This window comes from Geodermatophilus obscurus, from assembly GCF_900143215.1.
In the GTDB taxonomy this organism is placed as follows: Bacteria; Actinomycetota; Actinomycetes; order Mycobacteriales; family Geodermatophilaceae; genus Geodermatophilus; species Geodermatophilus obscurus_A.
Window position 1 is genome coordinate 16,724 of record NZ_FRDM01000002.1, and the last position, 20,666, is coordinate 37,389.

Here is a 20,666-nt window from a genome sequence, read left to right on the forward strand (position 1 = left end):
TCCGCGCACACGGTCGCCGGCGGGGCTGCCCAGGTCGTCCCGAGCCCCGCGCGGGGGAACGCGCGGCCCGCGTCGCCCGTTCGCCGGGACATGGAGCTGACCTGTCCCAAGTGCCACGGCACGATGCGCACCTACGAGCGCAACGGGGTGCACGTCGACCAGTGCACGGAGTGCCGCGGCATCTTCCTCGACCGCGGTGAGCTGGAGCGGCTGGTCGACGCCGAGAACGCCTGGCATGGGGGTGGCCGGTCGTCCACGCCGTCCTCGTCGTCGGCCGCGTACGGCGGGGCGGGTCACTCGACCAGCGGCCCCGGCTCGGGCGGCCCCGGCTCCGCCGGAGGGTACGGCGCCGGCGGGCTCGGCGCGGTGGTCGGCGAGGTGCTCAGCCAGGTGCAGAAGAAGCAGCACTCCTCCGGTCACGGGCACAAGCGCAAGCAGTCGTTCCTGGGCGAGCTGTTCGGCTGAGGTCGCGAGCGTCGCCGCCCTCCGCGGGGGACGCTGGGAGGCGTGTTCGACGTCGACTGGATGGGCCAGTTGGCCCGCGAGGTGCTGAGGGAGCGGCTGCCCGCGCTGATAGCCGAGGCGTGCGCGTGGAGCGTCGGGATGTCCGACCGGCCGCACCACGAGCGGCGCCGCGGCCGGCTGGGCGAGACCGGCGGGACGATCGGCGACCGGATCGCCCGCGAGCAGCCGCTGTCCGGCGAGGAGGACGGCCGGCTCGACCTCGGCGACGCCAGGCCGGGCAGTTTCCGCGACGTGCTCAACGCGGTGGACGCCGCCGGGGTGCTCTACGCCGACCGGTTCGACCGCGAGGTGCTCGAGCCGTTCGTGCTGGGCACCTGCGTGCTCGCTGCTGAGCGGGCACGGGCCACCCGGCCGGTGGCGTGGGCCGAGCTGCTCGACGACCTCGGGGAGGACGGCCGCGACCTGGTCGGGATCGTCCGGGCGGGGGAGTGGGAGGCGTCGCTGCGCACCGAGGCCGAGCACCTGGTGCTGGCCGCGCTGGCCGACGTGCCGCTGCTGGAGGTCGAGGCCGAGGGGCTGCCGTTGTCGCTGGTGCGCGCGGCCGAGGCGCTGACGCGGGAGGCCGCGACCTCCCCGCCGCCGCCCGCGCCGGCGGGGGAGGACCCGGCGGCGTCCGGCGCGGTCTTCCTCGCCCGGGCCGCGCTCGCGGACCTCGGCGAGCCGGTGCCGCCCTCGTGGGCCGACCGGGTGCTGACCGCGCTGCTGGCCGAGGGCATCGAGCCCGACGAGCTGCCCGCCGTCCTGCCGCACCTGCCGCTGGCGCCGGGCACCGCGGACGCCGTCCTCACCTTGCTCGACGCCGGCCGCTGACCACCCGTCAGGTTCGGGCGGGCATCCTGGACACCGCCCTCGCGCCGGGGTGCCTCCCTCCGTCACGATGGGCGGGGTGGTGGTCCCGGGTGGCGGGGTGCCCGGTGGACGGAGGACGGAATGTCGGAACAGCAGCCGGTCGAGCCCGACGCGATCATCGGGAGGGACGGCGCTGCGATCCCGGGCCGGCACGGTTCCGGTGGAGCGCTGCAGCCGCTCCCCGCGCTGATCCCGGCGCTCGCGCGCGTGGCGCTCGCCGGGCCGCTGCTGACCGCGTCGGCGGTCGCGCTCACCGCGGCCGCGGCCGCCAAGGCGGTCGAGGTGGCCGGCCGGGTGGCCCGGCAGCGGATGGGTGCTGACGCGGTGCAGCAGGTGTTCCCCGGCGGGCTCGAGGTCACCTGGACCAGGATCGAGATCCGCTGGACCCCGTGACCGGCGACCGGTCATCCCCGCGGGGTCACGTGTCGAGCGGGAGGCCGGTGTAGTTCTCGGCCAGCTCGCGGGCGGCGGCCTCGGACGAGCAGACCCGGCGCAGCTGGGAGAGCTGCAGCTCGGCGTCGAAGTCGTCACCCGAGCGGTGCAGCATCGACGTCATCCACCATGAGAAGTGCGTGCACCGCCAGACGCGGGCCAAGGCCCGGTCGGAGTAGGAGTCGACCAGGTCGGTCTCCTTCTCCTGCAGCAGCCGCACCAGCGCCGAGGCGAGCAGGGTGACGTCGGCGACGGCCAGGTTGAGGCCCTTGGCGCCGGTCGGCGGGACGATGTGTGCGGCGTCCCCGGCCAGGAAGAGCCGGCCGCGGCGCATCGGCGCGCTGACGAACGAGCGCATCGGCAGGACCGACTTCTCCGTCACCGGCCCGCGGTTGACCGACCAGCCCTCCAGCGCCATCCGGGTGTCGAGGGCGTTCCAGATCCGGTCGTCGGACCAGTCCTCGATCCGCTCCGACGGGTCGACCTGCAGGTACAGCCGCGACACCGACGGCGAGCGCATCGAGTACAGCGCGAAGCCCTCGGGGTGCCAGGCGTAGATCAGCTCGTCGGTGGCGGGTGCGGCGTCGGCCAGGATGCCCAGCCACGCGTAGGGGTAGGTGCGCTCCCACACCCGCCCGCCTGCCTGCTGCACCACCGCGCGGGAGGGGCCGTGGAAGCCGTCGGTGCCCGCGACGGCGTCGCACTCGAGCACCTGCGCCACGCCGTCCGCGTCGGTGAACCGGATGCGCGGGCTGTCGCCGTCGACCTCCTCGGGGCGGACGTCGGACACCTCGAAGAGCAGCGGCGGGCCGCCGTCCAGCTGGGCCCTGATCAGGTCCTTGGTGACCTCCGTCTGCCCGTAGACCCACACGGTGCGCCCGCACAGCTCGGGGAAGTCCAGGGGATGCCGCACCCCCGGGTACTGCAGGTGGATGCCGCGGTGCTCGAGGCCCTCGCGCTGCAGCCGCATCCCCACCCCGGCCGCGGTCAGCGTGTCGACGGTGTGCTGCTCGAGGATGCCGGCGCGGATCCGCGCCTCCACGTACTCCCGGGATCGGTTCTCCAGGACGACGGAGTCGATGCCCCGCAGCGCGAGCAGTCGCGACAGCAGCAGGCCGGCCGGGCCGGCGCCGATGATCCCCACCTGTGTGCGCACGGGCCGAGTGTGACCGCCACCGCACACGGCTGGGAACCGCCGGCTGCCGCTCAGCGGAAGTGCTGCACCCGCGACAGCTCCCGTCCGATGCCGCGCGCGGCCACCTCGAGCACGGGTACCAGCCGCAGCAGGTCCCGCCGGTGACTGGGGACGACGACGCCCAGCGCGGCGACGACGACCGGGCCGCCGGGTCGCTCCACGCGCACCGGGACGGCGACCGACAGCGTGCCCAGCGACATCTCCTCGGCGGTCCGGGCGTACCCGCGGCGCCGGACCTCGGCGATCTCCCGGCGCAGCCGACCCGGGTCGACGACGGTGTGCCGGGTCTCCCGGGTGGGTGCCCGCAGCACCGCCGCCGCGACGTCGTCCGGCGCGGCGGCCAGCAGCACCTTGCCGACCCCGGTGGCGTGCAGCGGCAGCCGGCTGCCCACCTGGCTCACCACCGGCACCGACTCGCGACCGGAGACCCGTTCGACGTAGAGCGCGCTGCGGCCGTCGCGGACGGCGAGGTGCACGGTGTCGCGGGTGGCGGTGTGCACGTCGAGCAGGAACGGGGCCGCCACCTGGCGCAGCTCGGCCTGCACGGGGGCGAGCAGGCCGAGGTCCCACAGCCGGCGGCCGATCTCGTAGCGGCCGTCGGGTCGCCGGTGCAGCGCGCCCCAGGCCACCAGCTCGCCGACGAGCCGGTGGGCCGTCGACAGCGGCGTCCCCGAGCGCTCGGCGAGCTCCGAGAGGGTCAGCCGCGGCGCACCGGAGTCGAAGGCGCCGAGCACGTCGAGGGCGCGTGCGGTCACCGACCGCCCTGCCGTCGTCCCGCCACCGGCCACGGCAGCCCCCTTCCGCTGGCCGGAAGGCCAGGCTTGGGCAGGGTAGCCCCGCGGCCCTACGGTCCTGGACATGACCGGGACCACATCCGGCAGTCGGCTGGACCTGCCGCGCTACGCGCGCACGGACGCCGGACTGCGCACCCCTCTCGGGTATGACGACTACAGGAGCACGGGGCTGCGCGCGCCGCTGCGCACTCCGGTCGACCTGCCGCACCGGCTCACCGAGGTGACCGGCCCGCTGCTCGGTGAGGACCGGGTGACCGCCACCGACGCCGACCTGACCAAGCGCCTCGGCGGCGAGGCCCAGGGTCAGCGGATCATCGTCCACGGCCGGGTGCTCGACAGCGACGGCCGGCCGGTCCCCGACACCCTCGTCGAGGTCTGGCAGGCCAACGCCGCCGGGCGCTACCGGCACGTCGTCGACAACTGGCCGGCGCCGCTGGACCCGCACTTCGACGGGCTCGGCCGGGTCATGACCGACGACCAGGGCCGCTACGAGTTCACGACGATCAGGCCCGGCGCCTATCCGTGGGGCAACCACCACAACGCCTGGCGGCCGGCGCACATCCACTTCTCGCTCTTCGGCCGGGCGTTCACCCAGCGCCTGGTCACCCAGATGTACTTCCCGGACGACCCGCTGTTCTTCCAGGACCCGATCTTCAACGCGATCCCCGAGGGCGCGCGTCACCTGGCGATCAGCCGCTTCGACTACGAGCGCACCGTGCCCGACTGGGCACTGGGGTTCCAGTGGGACATCGTCCTGCGCGGCGCGGAGCAGACCCCGTTCGAGACCGAGGACGACGGGGACGTCGCGTGATGACGGTCGAGGGAGCATCGCAGCGAGGAACGAGCGAGGGAGCATCGCAGCGAGGAACGAGCGAGGGAGCATCGCAGCGAGGAACGAGCGAGGGAGCATCGCAGCGAGGAACGAGCGAGGGAGCATCGCAACGAGGAACGAGCGAGGAGCGGACCGGGTCCGGAGTCGCGCGGGGAGGTGTCGCGTGATGACCCAGCTGCAGACGACGCCCAGCGCCACCGTCGGCCCGTACCTGGCGATCGGCCTCACCTGGGAGGGCGGCGAGTTCGCCGTCCCGGCCGACACCCCGGGCGCGATCTGGCTGCGCGGCACGGTGTTCGACGGCAACGGCGACCCGGTGCCCGACGCGATGGTCGAGACCTGGCAGGCCGACCCCGACGGCCGCTTCGACCACCCCGACGACCCGCGCGGCGCCGCCCGGTACCCCGGCTTCACCGGCTTCGGCCGCTCGCACACCGACTCGGGCGAGTACGCGGTCTGCACGCTCAAGCCCGGCCGGGTGCCCGACGGCGAGGGCGGCCTGCAGGCGCCGCACGTCGACGTCTCGCTGTTCGCCCGCGGGCTGCTCGACCGGGTCGTCACGCGCATCTACTTCGCCGACGAGGCCGAGGCCAACGCGCAGGACGTCGTCCTGCGGGGGCTGACCGAAGAGCAGCGCCGCACGCTGGTCGCGGAGCCGACCGACGACGGCTACCGCCTGGACATCCACCTGCAGGGCGAGCGGGAGACGGTGTTCTTCGCCGTATGACGCTGCTCTCCGGGACCTTCGCCCGCGGCGGGGCCGCGGCCGCCGTTGCCGACGACGCCTGGTTCCGGGCGCTGCTCGACGTCGAGGCCGCGCTCGGGCGCGCCGCGGCCCGCGCCGGGCTGGTGCCCACCACCGCGGCCGACGCGGTCACCGCCGCCTGCGCGCACCCCGAGCGGCTGGACCTGGCGACCGTGGTGGCCCGGGCCGCGGACGCCGGCAACCCGGTGCCGCCGCTGGTGCGGGTGCTGCAGGACGCGGTCGGCGAGCGCGACGCCGTCGCCGTCCACGTCGGGGCGACCAGCCAGGACGTGCTGGACACCGCGCTGCTGCTGATGGCGCGGAACGCGATCGCCGCCATCGACGCCGACCTCGCCGCCGCGGCGGAGACCACCGCGGATCTCGCCCGCGTCCACCGGGACGACGTCCTGGCCGGTCGCACGCTGATGCAGCAGGCGCTGCCCACGACCTTCGGGCTCAAGGCCGCCGGCTGGCTGGCCGGCCTGGACGGCGCCCGGCTGCGGCTGGCCGAGGTGGTCGCCTCGCTGCCGGTGCAGTACGGCGGTGCGGTCGGCACGCTGGCCGCGAGCGGCGGCGCCGGGGTCCTGCTGCGGAAGGCGCTCGCCGAGGAGCTGCGGCTCACGAGCACCGCCGTCCCGTGGTTCACCGTCCGGCTGCCGGTCGCCGACCTGGCCGGGGCGCTGGGCGCTGCCGCCGGCGTGGTCGCCACCGTCGCGGTAGACGTCGTGCTGCTGGCCCAGACCGAGGTCGCGGAGGTCGCCGAGGTGGGCGAGGGGCGGGGCGGGTCGTCGGCGATGCCGCACAAGCGCAACCCGGTGGCCGCCATCTCCGCCCGGGCCTGCGCCCGCCGCGCGCCGGGGCTGGTCGCCACGCTGCTGTCGGCGATGGAGCAGGAGCACGAGCGGGCCGCCGGCGCCTGGCACAGCGAGTGGCCGGCGCTCACCGAGCTGCTCACCACCGCCGGGTCGGCGGCGTCCTGGCTGGCCGAGAGCCTGCGCGGGCTGCGGCCGGACCCGGCCCGCATGGCCGCCACCGCCGCGACCGCTGCGGAGGGGCCGGTGGCCGGCGCGCTCGCCGAGGCGTTGGCGCCCACCCTGGGCAAGGGTGCGGCGCACGACGCCGCGGCCGCGGCCGTCCGCGAGGCCCGCGACAGCGGCCGGCCGCTGATCGAGGTCGTCGCCGCCCGTGCTGACGTCGACACAGCCGCCGTGCTCACCGCCGGTACACCCGACGTCGGCGAGGCCGGCGCCCAGGTCGACGCCGCACTCGCCGAACACACCGCACTCACGGAGGGACGCCAGTGACCGCAGTCGAGGTCTCGTACACCGAGGACGGGCCGGCCGACGCGCCGGTCGTCGTCCTCTCCAACTCGCTCGGGGCCACCCGCGGCATGTGGGACCCGCAGGTGCCCGCGCTCGCGGAGCGCTACCGGGTGGTCAGCTACGACACCCGCGGCCACGGCGACTCGCCGTCCCCGGCCGGGCCGTACACCCTCGACGACCTGGTGGACGACGTCGTGGCGCTGCTCGACCGGCTGGGTGTCCGGCGCGCGCACGTCGCCGGGCTGTCCCTGGGCGGGATGACGGCGCTGCGGCTGGCCGCCCGCGAGCCCGCGCGGGTGGACCGGCTCGTCGCCCTGGCCACCTCGGCGAAGCCCGACCCGCAGGGCTTCCTCGACCGGGCCGCCGCGGCCCGCTCCGGCGGGACGGCGCCGCTGGCGCCGACCGTGGTCAGCCGCTGGCTGACGCCGGGGTACGCGGCCGAGCACCCGGACCTGGTGGCGCGGCTGGAGGCAATGATCGTCGCGGCGGACGACGAGGGCTACGCGCTGTGCTGCGAGGTCGTGGCCGCCGTGGACCTGCGCGAGGACCTCGCGCGCATCACCGCCCCGACGCTGGTCGTGTCGGGCGCCGAGGACCCGGCGCTGCCGCCTCCGCACCAGCAGGCCATCGCCGACGGGATCGCCGGCGCCTCGCTGGTGTCGGTGAGCCCGGGGGCGCACCTGCCCAACCTGGAGCAGCCGCTGGAGGTCACCGGCGCGCTGCTGGGGCACCTCGACGCGGCGGGCGGCCACGCATGAGCGAGCTGCCCGACACCGACGACGCCCGCCGCGACGCCGGCATGCGCACCCGCCGCGAGGTGCTCGGCGACGCCTGGGTCGACCGTGCGGTGGCGGGCACGACGCCGTTCACCGCCGACTTCCAGGACTTCATCACCCGCGTGGCCTGGGGGGACGTGTGGCAGCGACCCGGCCTGGCCCGCCGCGACCGCAGCCTGATGACGCTGTCGATCACCATCGCGCTGCGGCACTGGGACGAGTTCGCGCTGCACGTGCGGGCGGCCAGGAACAACGGCCTGTCCGACGAGGAGATCGCCGAGGTCATCCAGCACGCGGCCGTCTACGCGGGCGTGCCCGCGGCCAACCACGCGTTCAAGGTCGCCACGACGGTCCTGGCGGAGCTGCGCGGCGAGGGCTGACCGCAGCCGGCGGTGTGCATCCGTGGCGCGTCGCGCGCCCTCCACGCGCCACGGACGCACACCGCCCCTCAGGCCGGCCGGCCGCGGCCCTCCCGCAGCAGCCGGACCAGCGCATCGGTCGACGAGTCCGCGTCGTACTCCGGTGCGGACTCGCTCTGCAGCTTGGGCGCCAGCTGGTTGGCCATCACCTTGCCCAGCTCCACGCCCCACTGGTCGAACGAGTTGATGCCCCAGACGACGCCCTGGGTGAAGACCCGGTGCTCGTAGGCGGCCACCAGCTGCCCGAGCACCGACGGCGTCAGCTTGGGCGCGACGATGGCGTTGGACGGGTGGTTGCCCGGCATGACCTTGTGCGCGACGACGTCCGGCGCCGTCCCCTCGGCGGCGACCTCCTCGGCCGTGCGGCCGAAGGCCAGCGCGCGCGGCTGGGCCAGGAAGTTGGCCAGGAACAGGTCGTGCATCGAGTCCAGGTCCCTGTCATGAGCGAGATCGTTGGGCTGCACGAATCCGAGGAAGTCAGCCGGGACGAGGACCGTGCCCTGGTGCAGCAGCTGGTAGAAGGCGTGCTGGCCGTTGGTGCCCGGCTCGCCCCACACGATCTCGCCGGTGGCGACGTCGACCGGTGAGCCGTCCAGTCGCACCGACTTGCCGTTGGACTCCATGCACAGCTGCTGCAGGTAGGCCGGGAAGCGCGCCAGGTACTGCGAGTAGGGGAGCACCGCCTGGCTCTGCGCGCCGAAGAAGTCGACGTACCAGACCGAGATCAGCCCCAGCAGGGCCGGCAGGTTCTCCTCGTACGGCGCGGTCCGGAAGTGCTCGTCGACGGTGTGGAAGCCGTCGAGCAGCTCGCGGTAGTGCTCCGGCCCGATGGCGACCATGAGCGAGAGGCCGATCGCCGAGGTGAAGGAGTAGCGGCCGCCGACCCAGTCCCAGAAGCCGAACATGTTGGCGGTGTCGATGCCGAACTCGGCGACCTTCTCGGCGTTGGTGGAGACGGCGACGAAGTGCTGGGCGACGGCCTTCTCGTCCCCGCCCCGCCCGTCGGATGCCAGGCCCTCGAGCAGCCAGCGGCGGGCCTCCTCGGCGTTGGTGAGCGTCTCCTGGGTGGTGAAGGTCTTCGACGCGACGACGAACAGCGTGGTGGCCGGGTCGAGGTCGCGGGTGGCCTCGGCCAGGTCGGTCGGGTCGATGTTGGAGACGAACCGGAAGGTCAGCGACCGGTCCGAGTAGTCGCGCAGCGCCTGGTAGGCCATGGCCGGGCCGAGGTCGGACCCGCCGATCCCGATGTTGACGACCGCCCGGATCCGCTCGCCGGTGTGCCCGGTCCACTCCCCGCTGCGCACCCGGTCGGCGAACTCCGCCATCCGGCCGAGCACCTCGTGCACCTCGGCGTTGACGTCGTGGCCGTCGACGTCCAGGCCGCTGGTGCGGGGGTCGCGCAGCGCCACGTGCAGCACCGCCCGGTCCTCGGTCGCGTTGATGTGCTCGCCGCGGAACATCGCCTCGGTGCGCCGGCGCAGCCCGACGCTGTCGGCCAGCGCCGCCAGCAGCCGCACCGTCTCGCGGGTGAGCCGGTTCTTCGAGTAGTCCAGGTAGAGGTCGCCGGCGGTGACCACGAGCTCGGTGCCCCGCTGCGGGTCCTCGGCGAACAGGTCCCGCAGGTGGGCGTCGCGCAGCTCCCGGTGGTGCTCTGCCAGCGCCCGCCACTCCGCACTGTCCGTGATGCCCATGGACTCCTCCTGCTCCCGGCCGACGGATCGGCTGCCGATCCACCTACCCTGCCGGGAGGCGGCTCCTGAGGCGACTCCGGACGTGCCGCACCGGCGACGAGAGGAACGGCATGGCACTGCTGGACGACGGCGCGTGGCAGGGGAAGGTCTGGACCGGCACCTGGAGCGACGGGTCGGGCGGCAGCTACGACGTGGTCGAGCCCGCGACCGGGGACGTCGTCGGCGCGGTCGGGAAGGCCACCCCGGAGGACGTCGTCGCCGCGGCGGACCGGGCGGCCGAGGCCCAGCGGGCGTGGGCGGCGCTGCCGTTCGAGGACCGGGCGCGGGTGCTGCGCCGCGCCGGTGAGGTCCTCGAGGCCGACGCCGACGAGATCAAGGGCTGGCTGGCCCGGGAGACCGGCGCGATCCAGCCCTTCGGGGACTTCCAGGTGCACACCACCGCCGCCGAGTGCTACGAGGCGTCGGCGCTGCCCAGCCACCCGTACGGCGAGCTGCTGCGCACCGGGGCGCCGCGGCTGTCCTTCGCCCGCCGGGTGCCGGCCGGCGTGGTCGGCGTCATCGCACCGTTCAACGTGCCGACCATCCTGGCGATCCGGGCGATCGCCCCGGCGCTCGCGCTGGGCAACGCCGTCGTCCTCAAGCCCGACCCGCGCACCGCCGTCTCCGGCGGCGTGCTCTTCGCCCGTGTCTTCGAGGAGGCCGGCCTGCCCGCCGGTGTGCTCCAGGTGCTGCCCGGCGGCGCGGACGTCGGTGAGGCGCTGGTGACCGCACCGCCGGTGCGGGTCATCGCCTTCACCGGTTCGACCAGGGCCGGCCGCGCGGTCGGCGCGCTCGCCGGTCAGCATCTCAAGCGCGCGCACCTGGAGCTCGGCGGCAACTCCGCGCTCGTCGTGCTGCCCGACGTCGACGTGACCGCGGCGGCCTCGGTGGGTGCGTGGGGCACCTTCGCCCACCAGGGCCAGATCTGCATGGCCACCAGCCGGCACCTGGTGCACGAGTCGATCGCCGAGGAGTACACCGCCGTCCTCACCGAGAAGGTCGAGAAGCTGCCGGTGGGCGACCCGTTCCGCGAGGAGGTCGCGCTGGGTCCGCTGATCGACGCCGGCCAGCGCGACCGGGTGCACGGCCTGGTGACGAGCAGCGTCGAGGGCGGGGCGACGCTGCGCACCGGCGGCACCTTCGAGGAGCTGTTCTACCGGCCCACCGTGCTCGGCGACGTGCCGGTCGAGGCGCCCGCGTACCGGGAGGAGATCTTCGGCCCGGTCGCGCCGGTGACCCCCTTCCGGAGCCTCGACGAGGTGGCCGAGCTGGCCTGCGGCACCGAGTACGGACTGAGCCTGGGCATCCTCACCCGCGACGTCTACGCCGGCCTGCAGCTGGCCGAGCGGATCCCCTCGGGTCTGGTGCACATCAACGACCAGACGGTGAACGACGAGGCCGTGGCCCCGTTCGGCGGAGTCGGGGCGTCGGGCACCGGCTCCCGCCACGGCGGCCCGCAGGCCAACATCGAGGCGTTCACCGAGACCCAGTGGGTCACGCTGCGCGGCGACCTGCCCGCCTACCCGTTCTGAGCGCCGCAGCCGGGGGACCGGTGACCATCGGTTCGTCGCCGTGTCGGCTCGTCGACATGGCGACGAACCGACACGGCGGGCGCCCGGATGTCAGAACGGGGGCAGATCGGTGTCGTCCGGCGGTGGTGCGCCGGATGCCTCCGGTGGGTCCGGTGCCGGTGGTCGCAGGCCGGGTGGTCGGGTGGTGCGGGTGACGCCCGACGGTGTGGTCACGTGCAGGGTGCCGTCGTCGTCCATGACGAACCGCCAGCCGCGGGCGTGGGTCTTGAGCCGGTGGTGGCTGCGGCACAGGCAGCAGAGGTTGGCGCAGTCGGTGGCCCCGCCGGCGGCGTGCGGGACGACGTGGTCGAGATCGGCCCAGCCGGCGCGCTGTCCGCAGTGGGGGAAGCGGCAGGCGCGGTCGCGGGTGGTGAGGAAGGCGTCCTGGGCGGCGGTGGGCGTGTAGGCGGCGGTGGGTGCCGGCCGGTCGAGCACCGGGCAGCCGCAGTTCTGCTCGGGGTGGGTGGGGCAGCCGCGGCGGGCCAGCCGGGCCAGCCGGCCGGGGGTGGTGGTGGCCCGCAGCCGCCCGTCGGCGTCGGTGACCGCGAAGGTCACCGTGCCGCCCTCGGGTGTCTGGAGGCCGAGCGCGCCGAGGCGGGCCAGCAGGTCGCGCACGTGGCCGGCGGTGATCGGCAGCCCGTTGACCGATCCGGGCGTCCTGGCGGCGCCCTCGAGGGCGTCCAGCGCGGCGGTCACCGGCAGGTTCGCCGTGACAGCGGGCCGGCCGGAGTCGGCCGGGCGGCGCAGCAGCAGCGAGCAGACCTCCGCGCGCAGCTGCCCGATCGGGCGATCGTCGCCGTCGGCCTTGGCCGTCTGGGCCAGCCGGTCGATCAGGTCGTAGGCCTCGGCGGCCTGGTCGGCGGGCAGGTCGGCGGCCAGGGTGGCCATGCCCTCCCGGTGGGAAGGGTAGGAGCGCACGTCGGCCTGCCGGCGGGCGTCCTGCCGCCGCTTGTCGACGGCGTCGGCGTCGCACTCCAGCAGCAGCGCCAGCGCCCGGGCCCGCAGCCGGCCGGTGGACAGGTGCGTGGCCGCCGGCAGCAGCCGCGCCTCGATGACCCGGGCGACCGCCGGACAGGTGTGCTGCAGCACCTCGGCGAGCACCTTCGCGCGGGCCTCGTCCAGGACACCGGCGGCCAGCGCCGCCCAGGTCGCCGGCAGGCTCTCCCGATAGGTCCAGGCCCGATGCGCCAGGTGGGCGGCGGTGCCCCGCCCGCAGTTGAGCACCACCGCCAGCTCGCTGGTGAAGAACGCCGACACCCCCGGCAACTCGGCATCCGGCGCCCACGACCCCTTCTTCGCGCCGGGGTGGCCCGGCGGCGGATCCAGCGTGTCCGGGGTGTCCTCGGCCAGTCCCAGCACCAGTTCGGCCTCGTAGGCGGCGTCCATCGCCTTGCGGGCCTGCAGGCGCCGCAGCTCGGCGGCCTTCTCCTGCCGGGTCAGCAGCCCCACCGGCAGCCGCGCGCTGGTCGGCGGCCGCTCCAGCAGCCGGCCGACCAGCTCAGCCTCCAGCGGCGAGCGCAGGGCACCGGCCGACGTCATGACCCGAACATACGTTCGGGGTACGACACTTTCGCGTCGCTGAGCAGGGCATCGACCACCGAGCTGCAGACGCCAGGCGGCAGGACGGCCGCATCACCGGCCTCGTCGCTGGACCGGTTCTGCCCCCTCATCGGCGTGTGGACGCCGCGGGTCCGCGGTCGCGCGGAGGGCGAGCAGGGCTGTCGTCAGCGGCGCACTCCAGCAGCGTGGACGGCGTCCGCCGGGCTCTCGGTCACCAGCCGCGGCCGGCCGGCGTACAGCCCGGCCGCGAGCTGGAGGGCCTGGAGGACCAGCAGCACGGCCAGCCCCGCGCGCCATCCGCCGGTCGCGTCGTGCAGCAGGCCGACCGCCAGCGGCCCGGTGGCGGCGAGCAGGTACCCGACGCTCTGCGCGGCCGCCGACAGCCGGCCGGTCTGGGCGGCGTCGCGGGTGCGGACCAGCACCAGCGTCAGCGCCAGCGGGAACGCCGTCCCCGTGCCCAGGCCCCACAGCACCGCCCACACCGCCGGGGCGGTGGTGGGCGCGACGAGGAGGCCGAGGATCCCGACGGTCGACAGGAGGGTCGCGCCGGCCACCCACGCCACCTGGGACCGCTGCCGGGCGGCCAGCGGCGGGACGACGAGCGCGCAGGGTGCGCCGAACGCGGCCGCGGCGGCCACCAGGCCACCGGCGGTCACCGCGGACGTGCCGGCGTCGTCCTCGAGGACGTCGGCCATCCAGGTGAGCATCACGTAGAAGGCCAGCGACTGGAGGCCGAAGAACACCGTCACGGCCATCGCCACGCGGTCCCGGAGGACGGCGACCACCGGCAGCCGGGCCGCCGGGGGACCGGCGGTGGGGCGGCCGCGCCGGGCGAGCAGCGCCATCGCCGGGATCGCCACCAGGACCGGCGCGAGCCACAGCGTGAGCCCGGCGACCGCGCCCCCGGTCACCGTGACCAGCGGCTGGGCCAGGCCCGCGCCCAGGCTCGCCGAGAACCCCATGGTCGCGGTCGTCGCGCCCAGCACCGGTGCCGCGCGGTTCCCGTAGACGGCCCGCGCGGCCGCCGGGACCAGCACGTTGCCCACCGCGATGCCGGCCGACAGCAGCACGGTGCCGGCGTACAGACCCCAGGTGCCGGCCGTGCGCAGCGCGACCCCGGCGGCGAGCACGACCAGGCCGGCCAGGACGGCCCGGTGGACGCCGAGCCGCGCGGCCAGCGCAGGCGCGACGGGCGAGACCAGGCCGAAGCAGACCAGCGGGAGCGTGGGCAGCACCGACAGCGCGGCCTGCGGCAGGAACAGCTCGTCCCCCAGCTCGCCGAGCACCGGGCCGACGGCGGAGAACGGCGCGCGCAGGCACAGGGCGGCGAGGACCAGCGCGGCGGCGGGTGCGATCACCACCCACCACCGGGTCCGGCCGGTCGGGGTCGCCGGGTCGGCGGTCTGCACGCGCGTTCCTCCAGGGGATATGGGCGGGTGGATGGGAAGAGCTGATCGTCGCGCAGTGCCGGCCGGTCGCTCGGGAGCGGTCTACGAGACGACGTCGACCGCGCGCGGTCGGCTCGCCGTCGGACGGCTCGCCGTGTCCCTGGCCGGCCGGCGCGGGCCTGCGGTCAGCACCACCAGGCTGAGGAGCACGACGCCCATGCCGAGCCAGCCCAGGGCCGGCAGCCGTTCGTGCAGGACGAGGACGGCGATGACCGCGGCCACGACGGGCTCGAGCAGGGAGAGCGTGGTGGCGGTGCTGGCGGGGACCGCGGCCAGGCCCTGGCCGAACAGCACGTAGCCGACGAACATCGGCACGAGGGCGAGGTAGGCCACGGCCGCGAAGTTGGACCAGGCCGCGAGGATGGGAGCGCCGGTGAACAGCAGGACCGGCAGCAGCAGGACGCCGCCGGCCCCGAAGACCGCGCCCATGACCGGGCGGGAGGGCAGGCCGCGGCGCATCACCCGTGCGGCGCCCCAGGAGTACAGCGCATAGGTCAGGCCGGCCAGCAGCCCCAGCGCGATGCCCAGGAGCGGCCGCGTGCCGGAGGTGCCGGTCGCCGGCTCGCCCGGATCGGGGTGGGCGAGGGCCAGTGCCAGCACGCCGAGCACGCCGGCGGTGGCACCGAGCGCCCAGCGGCGGGACAGCGGTCGGCGGTCGATGACGCGCTCGACGAGGGCGGCCGCCACCGGGGCCGAGCCGATGGACACGACCGTGCCGACCGCCACCCCCGCCAGACGCATCGAGGTGTAGAAGGCCAGCGGGTACACCGCCACCGCGGCGGCGGCCACCGCCAGCGTCCGCCACTGCGCGGCCAGGCCGACGCGGTGGGTCCGCATCCCGCGGCCCGCGGCCGCCGCCTGCAGCAGGCCGCCGACCCCCATCGCCGCCGCACCGACCGCCAGCGACCCGACGCCGGGTGCCAGCGCCGCCGCGGTGCCCGTCGTGCCCCAGAGCGCGGCCGCAGCCAGCACGCACGCGCTGCCGTACGTCGCGCCGTGCCTCACTGCGCGTCCCCGCCGGCGGCGGCGTCCACCAGCTGCCGGGCCAGCTCGCGGACGCGGTGCAGCCGACGGGAGTCACCCTCCAGCCCGGCCCGGGCCATCGCACCCTCGAGCAGGAAGGACAGCTGCTCGGCCAGATCGGCGACCCGGCCCGCCGGCAGCCCGTCCAGCTCGGCGAGGTGCGTGGCGAGCAGCGCCTCGACCTCCTCCTTGTGCCGGCGCACCAGCCGGCGCCCCGGCGCACCGGCCGGCAGCTCGGCCGCCGCGTTGAGCAACCCGCAGCCGCGGAACCCGTGCCGGTGGGCCGTCTCGGCGTGGTCGACATAGGCGTCGACCACGGCGGCGACCCGCTGCCGGGCGTCGGTCGCGTCGGCCAGCCGGCGGCGGTAGAGGCCCAGCCACTCCTCGTGCCGCGCCTCGAGGTAGGCCAGCACGAGGTCGTCCTTGCCGGCGAAGTTGTTGTACAGGCTCATCTTCGCCACCCCCGCCGCGGCGGTGATGGTGTCGATCCCGGTGCCGGCCACCCCGTGGTCGTAGAAGCTCTCTGCTGCTGCCGCCAGCAGCCGGGCCCGAGCCGAACCGCGGGCCGACCTCGTCGGCGGCTCGGTCCCTCCGGTCGGTCGGCGTCCACGGTCGGACATGCGCATACCCCTCGTCGGATTACTAGGTAGACCAGTCTACCTAGTAGGGTGCCGTACACCGCCGCCGGGGAGGCCCGACGACGGAGGACGGCGCGCGCAGCACAAGGCGGACGGCGCGCGGAGGCACCTGGCCGGAACGGGGCGAGGTCACGACAGGGCGCCGCGGAAGCGCAGCGTCTGACCGGGGCGCAGCTGGCCGCAGCGGTCGACGTCGGCGTCGGCGACGTAGCCGATGACCGGGTAGCCCCCGGTCACCGGCGCGTCGGCGAGGAAGAGCACCGGCTGCCCGGAGGGCGGCACCTGCAGCGCGCCGCGCACCATGCCCTCGCTGGCCAGCTCGCCGGTGCGCGACCGCTCCAACGCGGCGCCGGCCAGCCGCAGCCCGATCCGGTTGCTCTCGCCGGTCACCTCCCACGCGGTGGCGGTGAAGGCGGCCGTGGCCCGGGAGGGGAACCAGTCGGCGCGCGGGCCGGGCAGCACCCGCACGGTCAGCTCGCCGCCGGGCGGATCGGGCACCGGCGCGAGGTCGACCCCCGGCATCGGCGCGGTGGGCTCGCCGACCGGCAGCACGTCGCCGGGAGCGAGCACCGGCGGGCCGAGGCCGGAGAGCAGGTCGGTCGAGCGGCTGCCGAGCACCGGCTCGACGGTGATCCCGCCGCGGACGGCGACGTAGGTGCGCAGCCCCGACGGCGGCAGGCCGAGCCGCAGCTCGCGGTCGGCCCGCAGTGGCACCGGCGCGTTGTGCGCGACCGAGCACCGCGCTCCGGTCGTGGCCAGCACCAGGTCTGCGCCGGCCCGCAGCACCAGCCCGCCGAGGGTCACCTCGAGCACCGCGGCGTCCGGGTCGTTGCCCACCAGCCGGTTGGCCAGTCGCGCGGCGGCGCGGTCGCAGGCCCCCGACCGGCCGACGCCCATCGCGCCCTGCCCGGGCCGGCCGCCGTCCTGCACGGTGGTCAGCGGCCCGGTCGCCACCACCGTCAGCGTGCGCGTCACGCTGTCCTGCGACGCGGCGCGGCCGGTCACGTGGCGTCCACGAAGCGCACCCGCACACCGGGGCGCAGCAGCGCCGCCGGGTCCCGGGCCACGTCGAAGACGGCGACCTCGGTGCGCCCGATCAGCTGCCAGCCACCCGGCGACTCACGCGGGTAGACGCCGCTGAACTCCCCGGCCAGCGCCACCGACCCCGGCGGCACCTTCGTCCGCGGGCTGTCCCGGCGCGGCACCTGCCACGGCTCGCCGTCGGGGGTGAGGTAGCCGAAGCCGGGGGCGAAACCGCAGAAGGCCACCGTCCACTCCGTTCCGGTGTGCCGGCGCACCACGTCGCCGGGCTCCACGCCGAGGTGGCCGGCGACGTCGCCGAGGTCGGCGCCGTCGTAGACGACCGGCAGCTCGACCAGCTCCCCGCCGCCGCGCCGGCCGGACCGGGGCGTCGTCCGCCGCACCGCCTGCTCGACCGCGGCGGGGGTGGTCACCGCGGGGTCGGTCACCAGCAGCACGGTGCGCGCCGCCGGGACGACGTCCACCACGCCGTCCACCGGCTCGGCCACCAGCGCGGCGTACAGGCCGAGGACCTCGTCGAGGCCGTCGAGCTCGACCAGGAGCGCGGTCGACCCGGCGGGCAGGACGCGCATCAGGGGGCGAACGGCGCCAGCGCGACCCCGGCCGTGGTGAGCGCCTCGCGCACCTGCCGGGCGATCTGCACCGCGCCCTGGGTGTCGCCGTGCACGCAGATCGAGTCCGGCGCCAGCCGCAGCAGGCCGCCCTCGACGTCGGTGACCGGTTCCCCGGTGGCCATCGCGACGCAGCGGCGGGCGATCTCGTCGGGGTCGTGCAGCACCGCGCCGGGCAGTCGCCGGGAGACCAGCGTGCCCTCGGGGGTGTACTCGCGGTCGGCGAACGCCTCGGCCACCGTCGTCAGCCCGGCCTCGTCGGCCAGCCGCAGCCAGGCCGACCCGGGCAGCCCGAGCACCGGCAGCTCGCCGTCGTACTCGACCACCGCCCGCACCACCGCTGCCGCCTGCTCCTCGTGGCGGACGATCGTGTTGTAGAGCGCGCCGTGCGGCTTGACGTAGCGCACCCGGGAGCCGGCGACCTTGGCGAACGCCTCGAGCGCGCCGATCTGGTAGAGCACGTCGGCGGTCAGCTCGTCCGGCTCCACGTCGATGAAGCGGCGACCGAAGCCGGCGAGGTCGCGGTAGCCCACCTGGGCGCCGATCGCGACGCCGGTCTCCGCCGCCCGCGCGCAGACCCGCCGCATGATCGACGGGTCGCTCGCGTGGAAGCCGCAGGCCACGTTGGCGCTGGTGACGACGTCCAGCAGCGCCTCGTCGTCCCCCAGCCGCCACTGGCCGAAGCCCTCGCCGAGGTCGGAGTTGAGGTCCATCCCGCCAGCCTCCCTCACGAGAACAGCGCGATCACCGGGCGGATGGAGTTGACCGCCAGGTAGAGCGTCAGCAACCACGCCGCCCAGCCGACCACGAGCAACCAGCGCGGGTAGCGGTACCCGTTCAGCAGGTCGGACCGGCGGGTGGCCACCCAGAGGATCACCGCGATCCCGATCGGCAGCAGCAGGCCGTTGAACGCGCCGGCGAAGACCAGCAGCGTGGTCGGGGCGGCACCGAGGAGGAGGAAGGCCAACGTGGTGACCGCGATGAAGCCGACCACCAGCATCGTGCGGGTGCGGTCGCTGGTGCGGGTGCGGGAGGTGACGAAGGAGACCGTCGTGTAGGAGGCGCCGATGACGCTGGTGATCGCCGCGGCCCACAGCACGATGCCGAAGACCCGCAGCCCGACCTCGCCCGCCGCGGCCTGGAAGGCGTTGGCCGCCTGGTTCTCCGTGCCGAGGTCGGCGCCCCCGGCCACCACGCCGAGGATGGCGAGGAAGAGGACGACCCGCATGATCCCGGTGATCACGATCCCGGTGATCGAGCCGCGGGTGATGTCGCGGACGTGCTCCCGGCCGGTGATCCCCGAGTCCAGCAGCCGGTGGGCGCCGGCGTAGACGATGTAACCGCCGATCGTGCCGCCGACCAGCGTGGTGATCGCCAGGAAGGAGACCTCCTCGGGGAGGACGACGTTGCGCAGCGCCTGGCCCACCGGTGGGCCCGAGGTGATCGCGATGTACGCGGTGAGCACGATCATCACCAGGCCGAGGACGACGACGATCCGGTCGACCGCGACCCCGGCCTTCCTGCTCAGGAAGATGCCGATGGCGATGACGGCGGAGATCGCGCCGCCGATCCTCGGGTCCAGCCCGAGCATCGCGTCCGTGCCGAGGCCCGCGCCGGCGACGTTGCCGATGTTGAACACCAGCCCGCCGATCAGCAGGAAGGCGGCCATGACCCAGCCGAGGCCGGGGAAGACGAGGTTCCCCAGCTCCTGGGCCCGCCGTCCGCTGACCCCGATCACCCGCCACACGTTCAGCTGCAGCGCGATGTCGAGAACGATCGAGACGGCGATGGCGAAGGCGAACGCGGCGCCCAGCTGGACGGTGAAGGTGGTCGTCTGGGTGATGAACCCGGGGCCGATGGCCGAGGTGGCCATGAGGAACATCGCGCCGAGCAGGGTCGAGCGCGTGCCCGCGGCCATGCGGCTGCTGGCCGGGGCGGTGGTGGCGGGGGCGGGCTCGTGGCTCTGCGACATGGGCTTCTCCACGACGGCGGGGGTCCGACGCTAGGGGCCCTTGCAGGCAGCGGCAACGTGAGAGCGGGCGGCGCTCCGTCCGCGCCGGCAGCCGGCCGCTCGCAGGCGATCACGGAGTCGGCGCGGCGACGCGCCGGAGCTCGTCCGCGTGTCGCCCCCGCAGCCCCATGATCGTCCGCAGGGTCGGACGGGGCAGTGGGCCGGGGACGGCGGAAGGGGGACCCGCGGAGGAGCCGGGCGGGGGTGGCCGGGGGACGATGGGCGCCTGGCTTCTCGCGACCGACCGAGGAGGACCCGTGACCGCCACGATGCCCGCCGCCGACCCCGCGGTCGCCCGCGAGCACTACCGCGCCGGCCTGGCCGTCCCGTCGTCGGGCTGGGCGCCCGGCTACACCCAGGCCAACCTGTTCGTCGTCCCGCAGGACTGGGCCTACGACATGCTCCTGTTCGGTCAGCGCAACCCGAAGCCGGTGCCCCTGCTCGACGTGACCGACGCCGGGTCGTACCGCACGGCGCTGGCGCCGGACGCCGACCTGCGCACCGACCTGCCGCGCTACCGGGTGTGGCGGGACGGCGAGCTGGTCGAGGAGCCGACCGACGTCGTCGACCTGTGGCGCGACGAGCTGGTCGCCTTCCTCATCGGGTGCAGCTTCAGCTTCGAGACCGCGCTGCTGGACGCCGGTGTGCCGGTGCGCAACATCGAGCAGGGACGCAACGTGTCGATGTACCGCACCAACCGGCCCTGCCGCCCGGCCGGCCGGCTGTCCGGGCCGCTGGTGGTCTCGATGCGGCCGGTGCCCGGCGAGCTGGTGGCCGCCGCGGTGCAGGTGACCGCCCGGATGCCGCAGGTGCACGGGGCGCCGGTGCACGTCGGTACCCCCGACGCCCTGGGCATCGCCGACCTGGGCGCCCCCGACTTCGGCGACCCGGTCGAGTCCGCCGACGGCGACGTCCCGGTGTTCTGGGCCTGCGGGGTCACGCCGCAGGCGGCGCTGATGGCCTCCCGGCCGCCGTTCGCGATCACCCACGCGCCCGGACACATGTTCGTCACCGACGTGCCGGACGCGGTCTACCGCCAAACGTGACAACCGGCCCTCCGGCGCGAGACGGTGGCCCCCCTGCAGGGCCCCGCCGCGAGCTTGCGAGCGGTGGGGGGCAGTGAAGGACCACCCTGCCCCCCATC

Annotated in this window: 21 protein-coding genes; 10 read left to right on the top strand and 11 right to left on the bottom strand. The window is 75.4% G+C overall.

Features of this window, described 5'->3' with window-relative positions:
• Positions 1–90 precede the first annotated feature (90 nt).
• From BUB17_RS02440 to BUB17_RS02450, 3 genes are all read left to right on the top strand, one after another.
• Positions 91–465, top strand: coding sequence for a TFIIB-type zinc ribbon-containing protein (locus tag BUB17_RS02440; RefSeq protein WP_072912715.1), 375 nt, complete (start codon positions 91–93; stop codon positions 463–465).
• A 42-nt stretch (positions 466–507) separates the two neighbouring features.
• A complete protein-coding gene (locus tag BUB17_RS02445; protein WP_072912718.1) occupies positions 508–1,335 on the top strand; it encodes a hypothetical protein in 828 nt (275 codons plus the stop codon).
• A gap of 120 nt (positions 1,336–1,455) precedes the next feature.
• Positions 1,456–1,767, top strand: coding sequence for a hypothetical protein (locus BUB17_RS02450; protein ID WP_072912721.1), 312 nt, complete (start codon positions 1,456–1,458; stop codon positions 1,765–1,767).
• A 25-nt stretch (positions 1,768–1,792) separates the two neighbouring features.
• Here BUB17_RS02450 and BUB17_RS02455 read toward each other — a convergent pair whose 3' ends face one another.
• Together BUB17_RS02455 and BUB17_RS02460 are read right to left on the bottom strand one after the other, a co-directional pair.
• Positions 1,793–2,962: a 4-hydroxybenzoate 3-monooxygenase gene (locus BUB17_RS02455; RefSeq protein ID WP_072912724.1), complete on the bottom strand. Its 1,170-nt coding sequence runs from the start codon at positions 2,960–2,962 to the stop codon at positions 1,793–1,795.
• A gap of 50 nt (positions 2,963–3,012) precedes the next feature.
• Positions 3,013–3,756: an IclR family transcriptional regulator gene (locus BUB17_RS02460; protein ID WP_244276836.1), complete on the bottom strand. Its 744-nt coding sequence runs from the start codon at positions 3,754–3,756 to the stop codon at positions 3,013–3,015.
• A 103-nt stretch (positions 3,757–3,859) separates the two neighbouring features.
• Between BUB17_RS02460 and pcaH the strand changes: the two genes are divergently transcribed.
• The 5 genes from pcaH (at position 3,860) to pcaC (ending at position 7,850) form a co-directional block, all read left to right on the top strand.
• Complete coding sequence (pcaH, locus tag BUB17_RS02465; protein WP_072912730.1) at positions 3,860–4,606, top strand: protocatechuate 3,4-dioxygenase subunit beta; 747 nt, start codon at positions 3,860–3,862, stop codon at positions 4,604–4,606.
• A gap of 187 nt (positions 4,607–4,793) precedes the next feature.
• Entirely contained in the window at positions 4,794–5,354 is a 561-nt protein-coding gene (gene pcaG, locus BUB17_RS02470; protein WP_072912733.1) for a protocatechuate 3,4-dioxygenase subunit alpha, read from the top strand.
• On the top strand, positions 5,351–6,676 hold the full coding sequence (pcaB, locus tag BUB17_RS02475; RefSeq protein WP_072912736.1) for a 3-carboxy-cis,cis-muconate cycloisomerase: 1,326 nt from the start codon (positions 5,351–5,353) through the stop codon (positions 6,674–6,676). Before pcaG ends, pcaB begins: the two co-directional genes overlap by 4 nt.
• Positions 6,673–7,452, top strand: coding sequence for a 3-oxoadipate enol-lactonase (gene pcaD, locus BUB17_RS02480; protein WP_072912739.1), 780 nt, complete (start codon positions 6,673–6,675; stop codon positions 7,450–7,452). Before pcaB ends, pcaD begins: the two co-directional genes overlap by 4 nt.
• Positions 7,449–7,850, top strand: a complete 402-nt coding sequence (gene pcaC / locus BUB17_RS02485) for a 4-carboxymuconolactone decarboxylase (protein WP_072912742.1) — start codon at positions 7,449–7,451, stop codon at positions 7,848–7,850. The genes pcaD and pcaC overlap by 4 nt, the downstream gene beginning before the upstream one ends.
• A 68-nt stretch (positions 7,851–7,918) precedes the next feature.
• Here pcaC and pgi read toward each other — a convergent pair whose 3' ends face one another.
• Complete coding sequence (gene pgi, locus BUB17_RS02490) at positions 7,919–9,580, bottom strand: glucose-6-phosphate isomerase (RefSeq protein ID WP_072912744.1); 1,662 nt, start codon at positions 9,578–9,580, stop codon at positions 7,919–7,921.
• A gap of 110 nt (positions 9,581–9,690) precedes the next feature.
• On the opposite strand from pgi, the gene BUB17_RS02495 reads away from it, so the two are divergent.
• The gene (locus BUB17_RS02495; RefSeq protein WP_072912747.1) at positions 9,691–11,151 is read left to right on the top strand and encodes a benzaldehyde dehydrogenase; all 1,461 of its coding nucleotides are present in this window, start codon (positions 9,691–9,693) and stop codon (positions 11,149–11,151) included.
• Between the two features lie 90 nt (positions 11,152–11,241).
• Here the strand turns inward: BUB17_RS02495 and BUB17_RS02500 are convergent, their stop codons facing one another.
• The 8 genes from BUB17_RS02500 to BUB17_RS02535 all read right to left on the bottom strand — a co-directional run bounded on the left by BUB17_RS02500 (position 11,242) and on the right by BUB17_RS02535 (position 19,483).
• Positions 11,242–12,729, bottom strand: coding sequence for an HNH endonuclease signature motif containing protein (locus BUB17_RS02500; protein WP_072912750.1), 1,488 nt, complete (start codon positions 12,727–12,729; stop codon positions 11,242–11,244).
• A gap of 185 nt (positions 12,730–12,914) precedes the next feature.
• Positions 12,915–14,159, bottom strand: coding sequence for an MFS transporter (locus BUB17_RS02505; protein WP_083605959.1), 1,245 nt, complete (start codon positions 14,157–14,159; stop codon positions 12,915–12,917).
• Positions 14,160–14,240: 81 nt separating this feature from the next.
• Positions 14,241–15,203: a DMT family transporter gene (locus tag BUB17_RS02510; RefSeq protein ID WP_072912753.1), complete on the bottom strand. Its 963-nt coding sequence runs from the start codon at positions 15,201–15,203 to the stop codon at positions 14,241–14,243.
• Positions 15,200–15,847 (bottom strand): TetR/AcrR family transcriptional regulator, encoded by a 648-nt coding sequence (locus tag BUB17_RS02515; RefSeq protein ID WP_348537036.1) that lies wholly within the window; start codon positions 15,845–15,847, stop codon positions 15,200–15,202. Before BUB17_RS02515 ends, BUB17_RS02510 begins: the two co-directional genes overlap by 4 nt.
• Positions 15,848–15,988: 141 nt before the next feature.
• A complete protein-coding gene (locus BUB17_RS02520; protein WP_244276840.1) occupies positions 15,989–16,834 on the bottom strand; it encodes a 5-oxoprolinase subunit C family protein in 846 nt (281 codons plus the stop codon).
• Between the two features lie 26 nt (positions 16,835–16,860).
• Positions 16,861–17,472, bottom strand: coding sequence for a 5-oxoprolinase subunit B family protein (locus BUB17_RS02525; protein ID WP_072912759.1), 612 nt, complete (start codon positions 17,470–17,472; stop codon positions 16,861–16,863).
• Positions 17,472–18,224: a LamB/YcsF family protein gene (locus BUB17_RS02530; protein ID WP_072912762.1), complete on the bottom strand. Its 753-nt coding sequence runs from the start codon at positions 18,222–18,224 to the stop codon at positions 17,472–17,474. Before BUB17_RS02530 ends, BUB17_RS02525 begins: the two co-directional genes overlap by 1 nt.
• Before the next feature lie 14 nt (positions 18,225–18,238).
• Positions 18,239–19,483 (bottom strand): NRAMP family divalent metal transporter, encoded by a 1,245-nt coding sequence (locus tag BUB17_RS02535; RefSeq protein ID WP_083605961.1) that lies wholly within the window; start codon positions 19,481–19,483, stop codon positions 18,239–18,241.
• 296 nt (positions 19,484–19,779) lie between these two features.
• On the opposite strand from BUB17_RS02535, the gene BUB17_RS02540 reads away from it, so the two are divergent.
• Positions 19,780–20,568 carry a putative hydro-lyase gene (locus BUB17_RS02540; protein WP_244276843.1) on the top strand — a complete coding sequence of 263 codons (789 nt, stop codon included), beginning with the start codon at positions 19,780–19,782 and terminating at the stop codon, positions 20,566–20,568.
• The last annotated feature ends 98 nt before the right edge of the window (positions 20,569–20,666 follow it).

What these genes read in the sequence shown, in the direction of transcription:
- BUB17_RS02530 (WP_072912762.1), bottom strand. Translation starts at nt 18,224, where the DNA reads ATGGACCTCAACTCCGACCTCGGCGAGGGCTTCGGCCAGTGGCGGCTG.
- BUB17_RS02535 (WP_083605961.1), bottom strand. Translation starts at nt 19,483, where the DNA reads ATGTCGCAGAGCCACGAGCCCGCCCCCGCCACCACCGCCCCGGCCAGC.
- pcaG (WP_072912733.1), top strand. Translation starts at nt 4,794, where the DNA reads ATGACCCAGCTGCAGACGACGCCCAGCGCCACCGTCGGCCCGTACCTG.
- BUB17_RS02495 (WP_072912747.1), top strand. Translation starts at nt 9,691, where the DNA reads ATGGCACTGCTGGACGACGGCGCGTGGCAGGGGAAGGTCTGGACCGGC.
- pcaH (WP_072912730.1), top strand. Translation starts at nt 3,860, where the DNA reads ATGACCGGGACCACATCCGGCAGTCGGCTGGACCTGCCGCGCTACGCG.
- pcaB (WP_072912736.1), top strand. Translation starts at nt 5,351, where the DNA reads ATGACGCTGCTCTCCGGGACCTTCGCCCGCGGCGGGGCCGCGGCCGCC.
- pcaC (WP_072912742.1), top strand. Translation starts at nt 7,449, where the DNA reads ATGAGCGAGCTGCCCGACACCGACGACGCCCGCCGCGACGCCGGCATG.
- BUB17_RS02525 (WP_072912759.1), bottom strand. Translation starts at nt 17,472, where the DNA reads ATGCGCGTCCTGCCCGCCGGGTCGACCGCGCTCCTGGTCGAGCTCGAC.
- BUB17_RS02440 (WP_072912715.1), top strand. Translation starts at nt 91, where the DNA reads ATGGAGCTGACCTGTCCCAAGTGCCACGGCACGATGCGCACCTACGAG.
- pgi (WP_072912744.1), bottom strand. Translation starts at nt 9,580, where the DNA reads ATGGGCATCACGGACAGTGCGGAGTGGCGGGCGCTGGCAGAGCACCAC.
- BUB17_RS02515 (WP_348537036.1), bottom strand. Translation starts at nt 15,847, where the DNA reads ATGCGCATGTCCGACCGTGGACGCCGACCGACCGGAGGGACCGAGCCG.
- BUB17_RS02450 (WP_072912721.1), top strand. Translation starts at nt 1,456, where the DNA reads ATGTCGGAACAGCAGCCGGTCGAGCCCGACGCGATCATCGGGAGGGAC.
- BUB17_RS02500 (WP_072912750.1), bottom strand. Translation starts at nt 12,729, where the DNA reads ATGACGTCGGCCGGTGCCCTGCGCTCGCCGCTGGAGGCTGAGCTGGTC.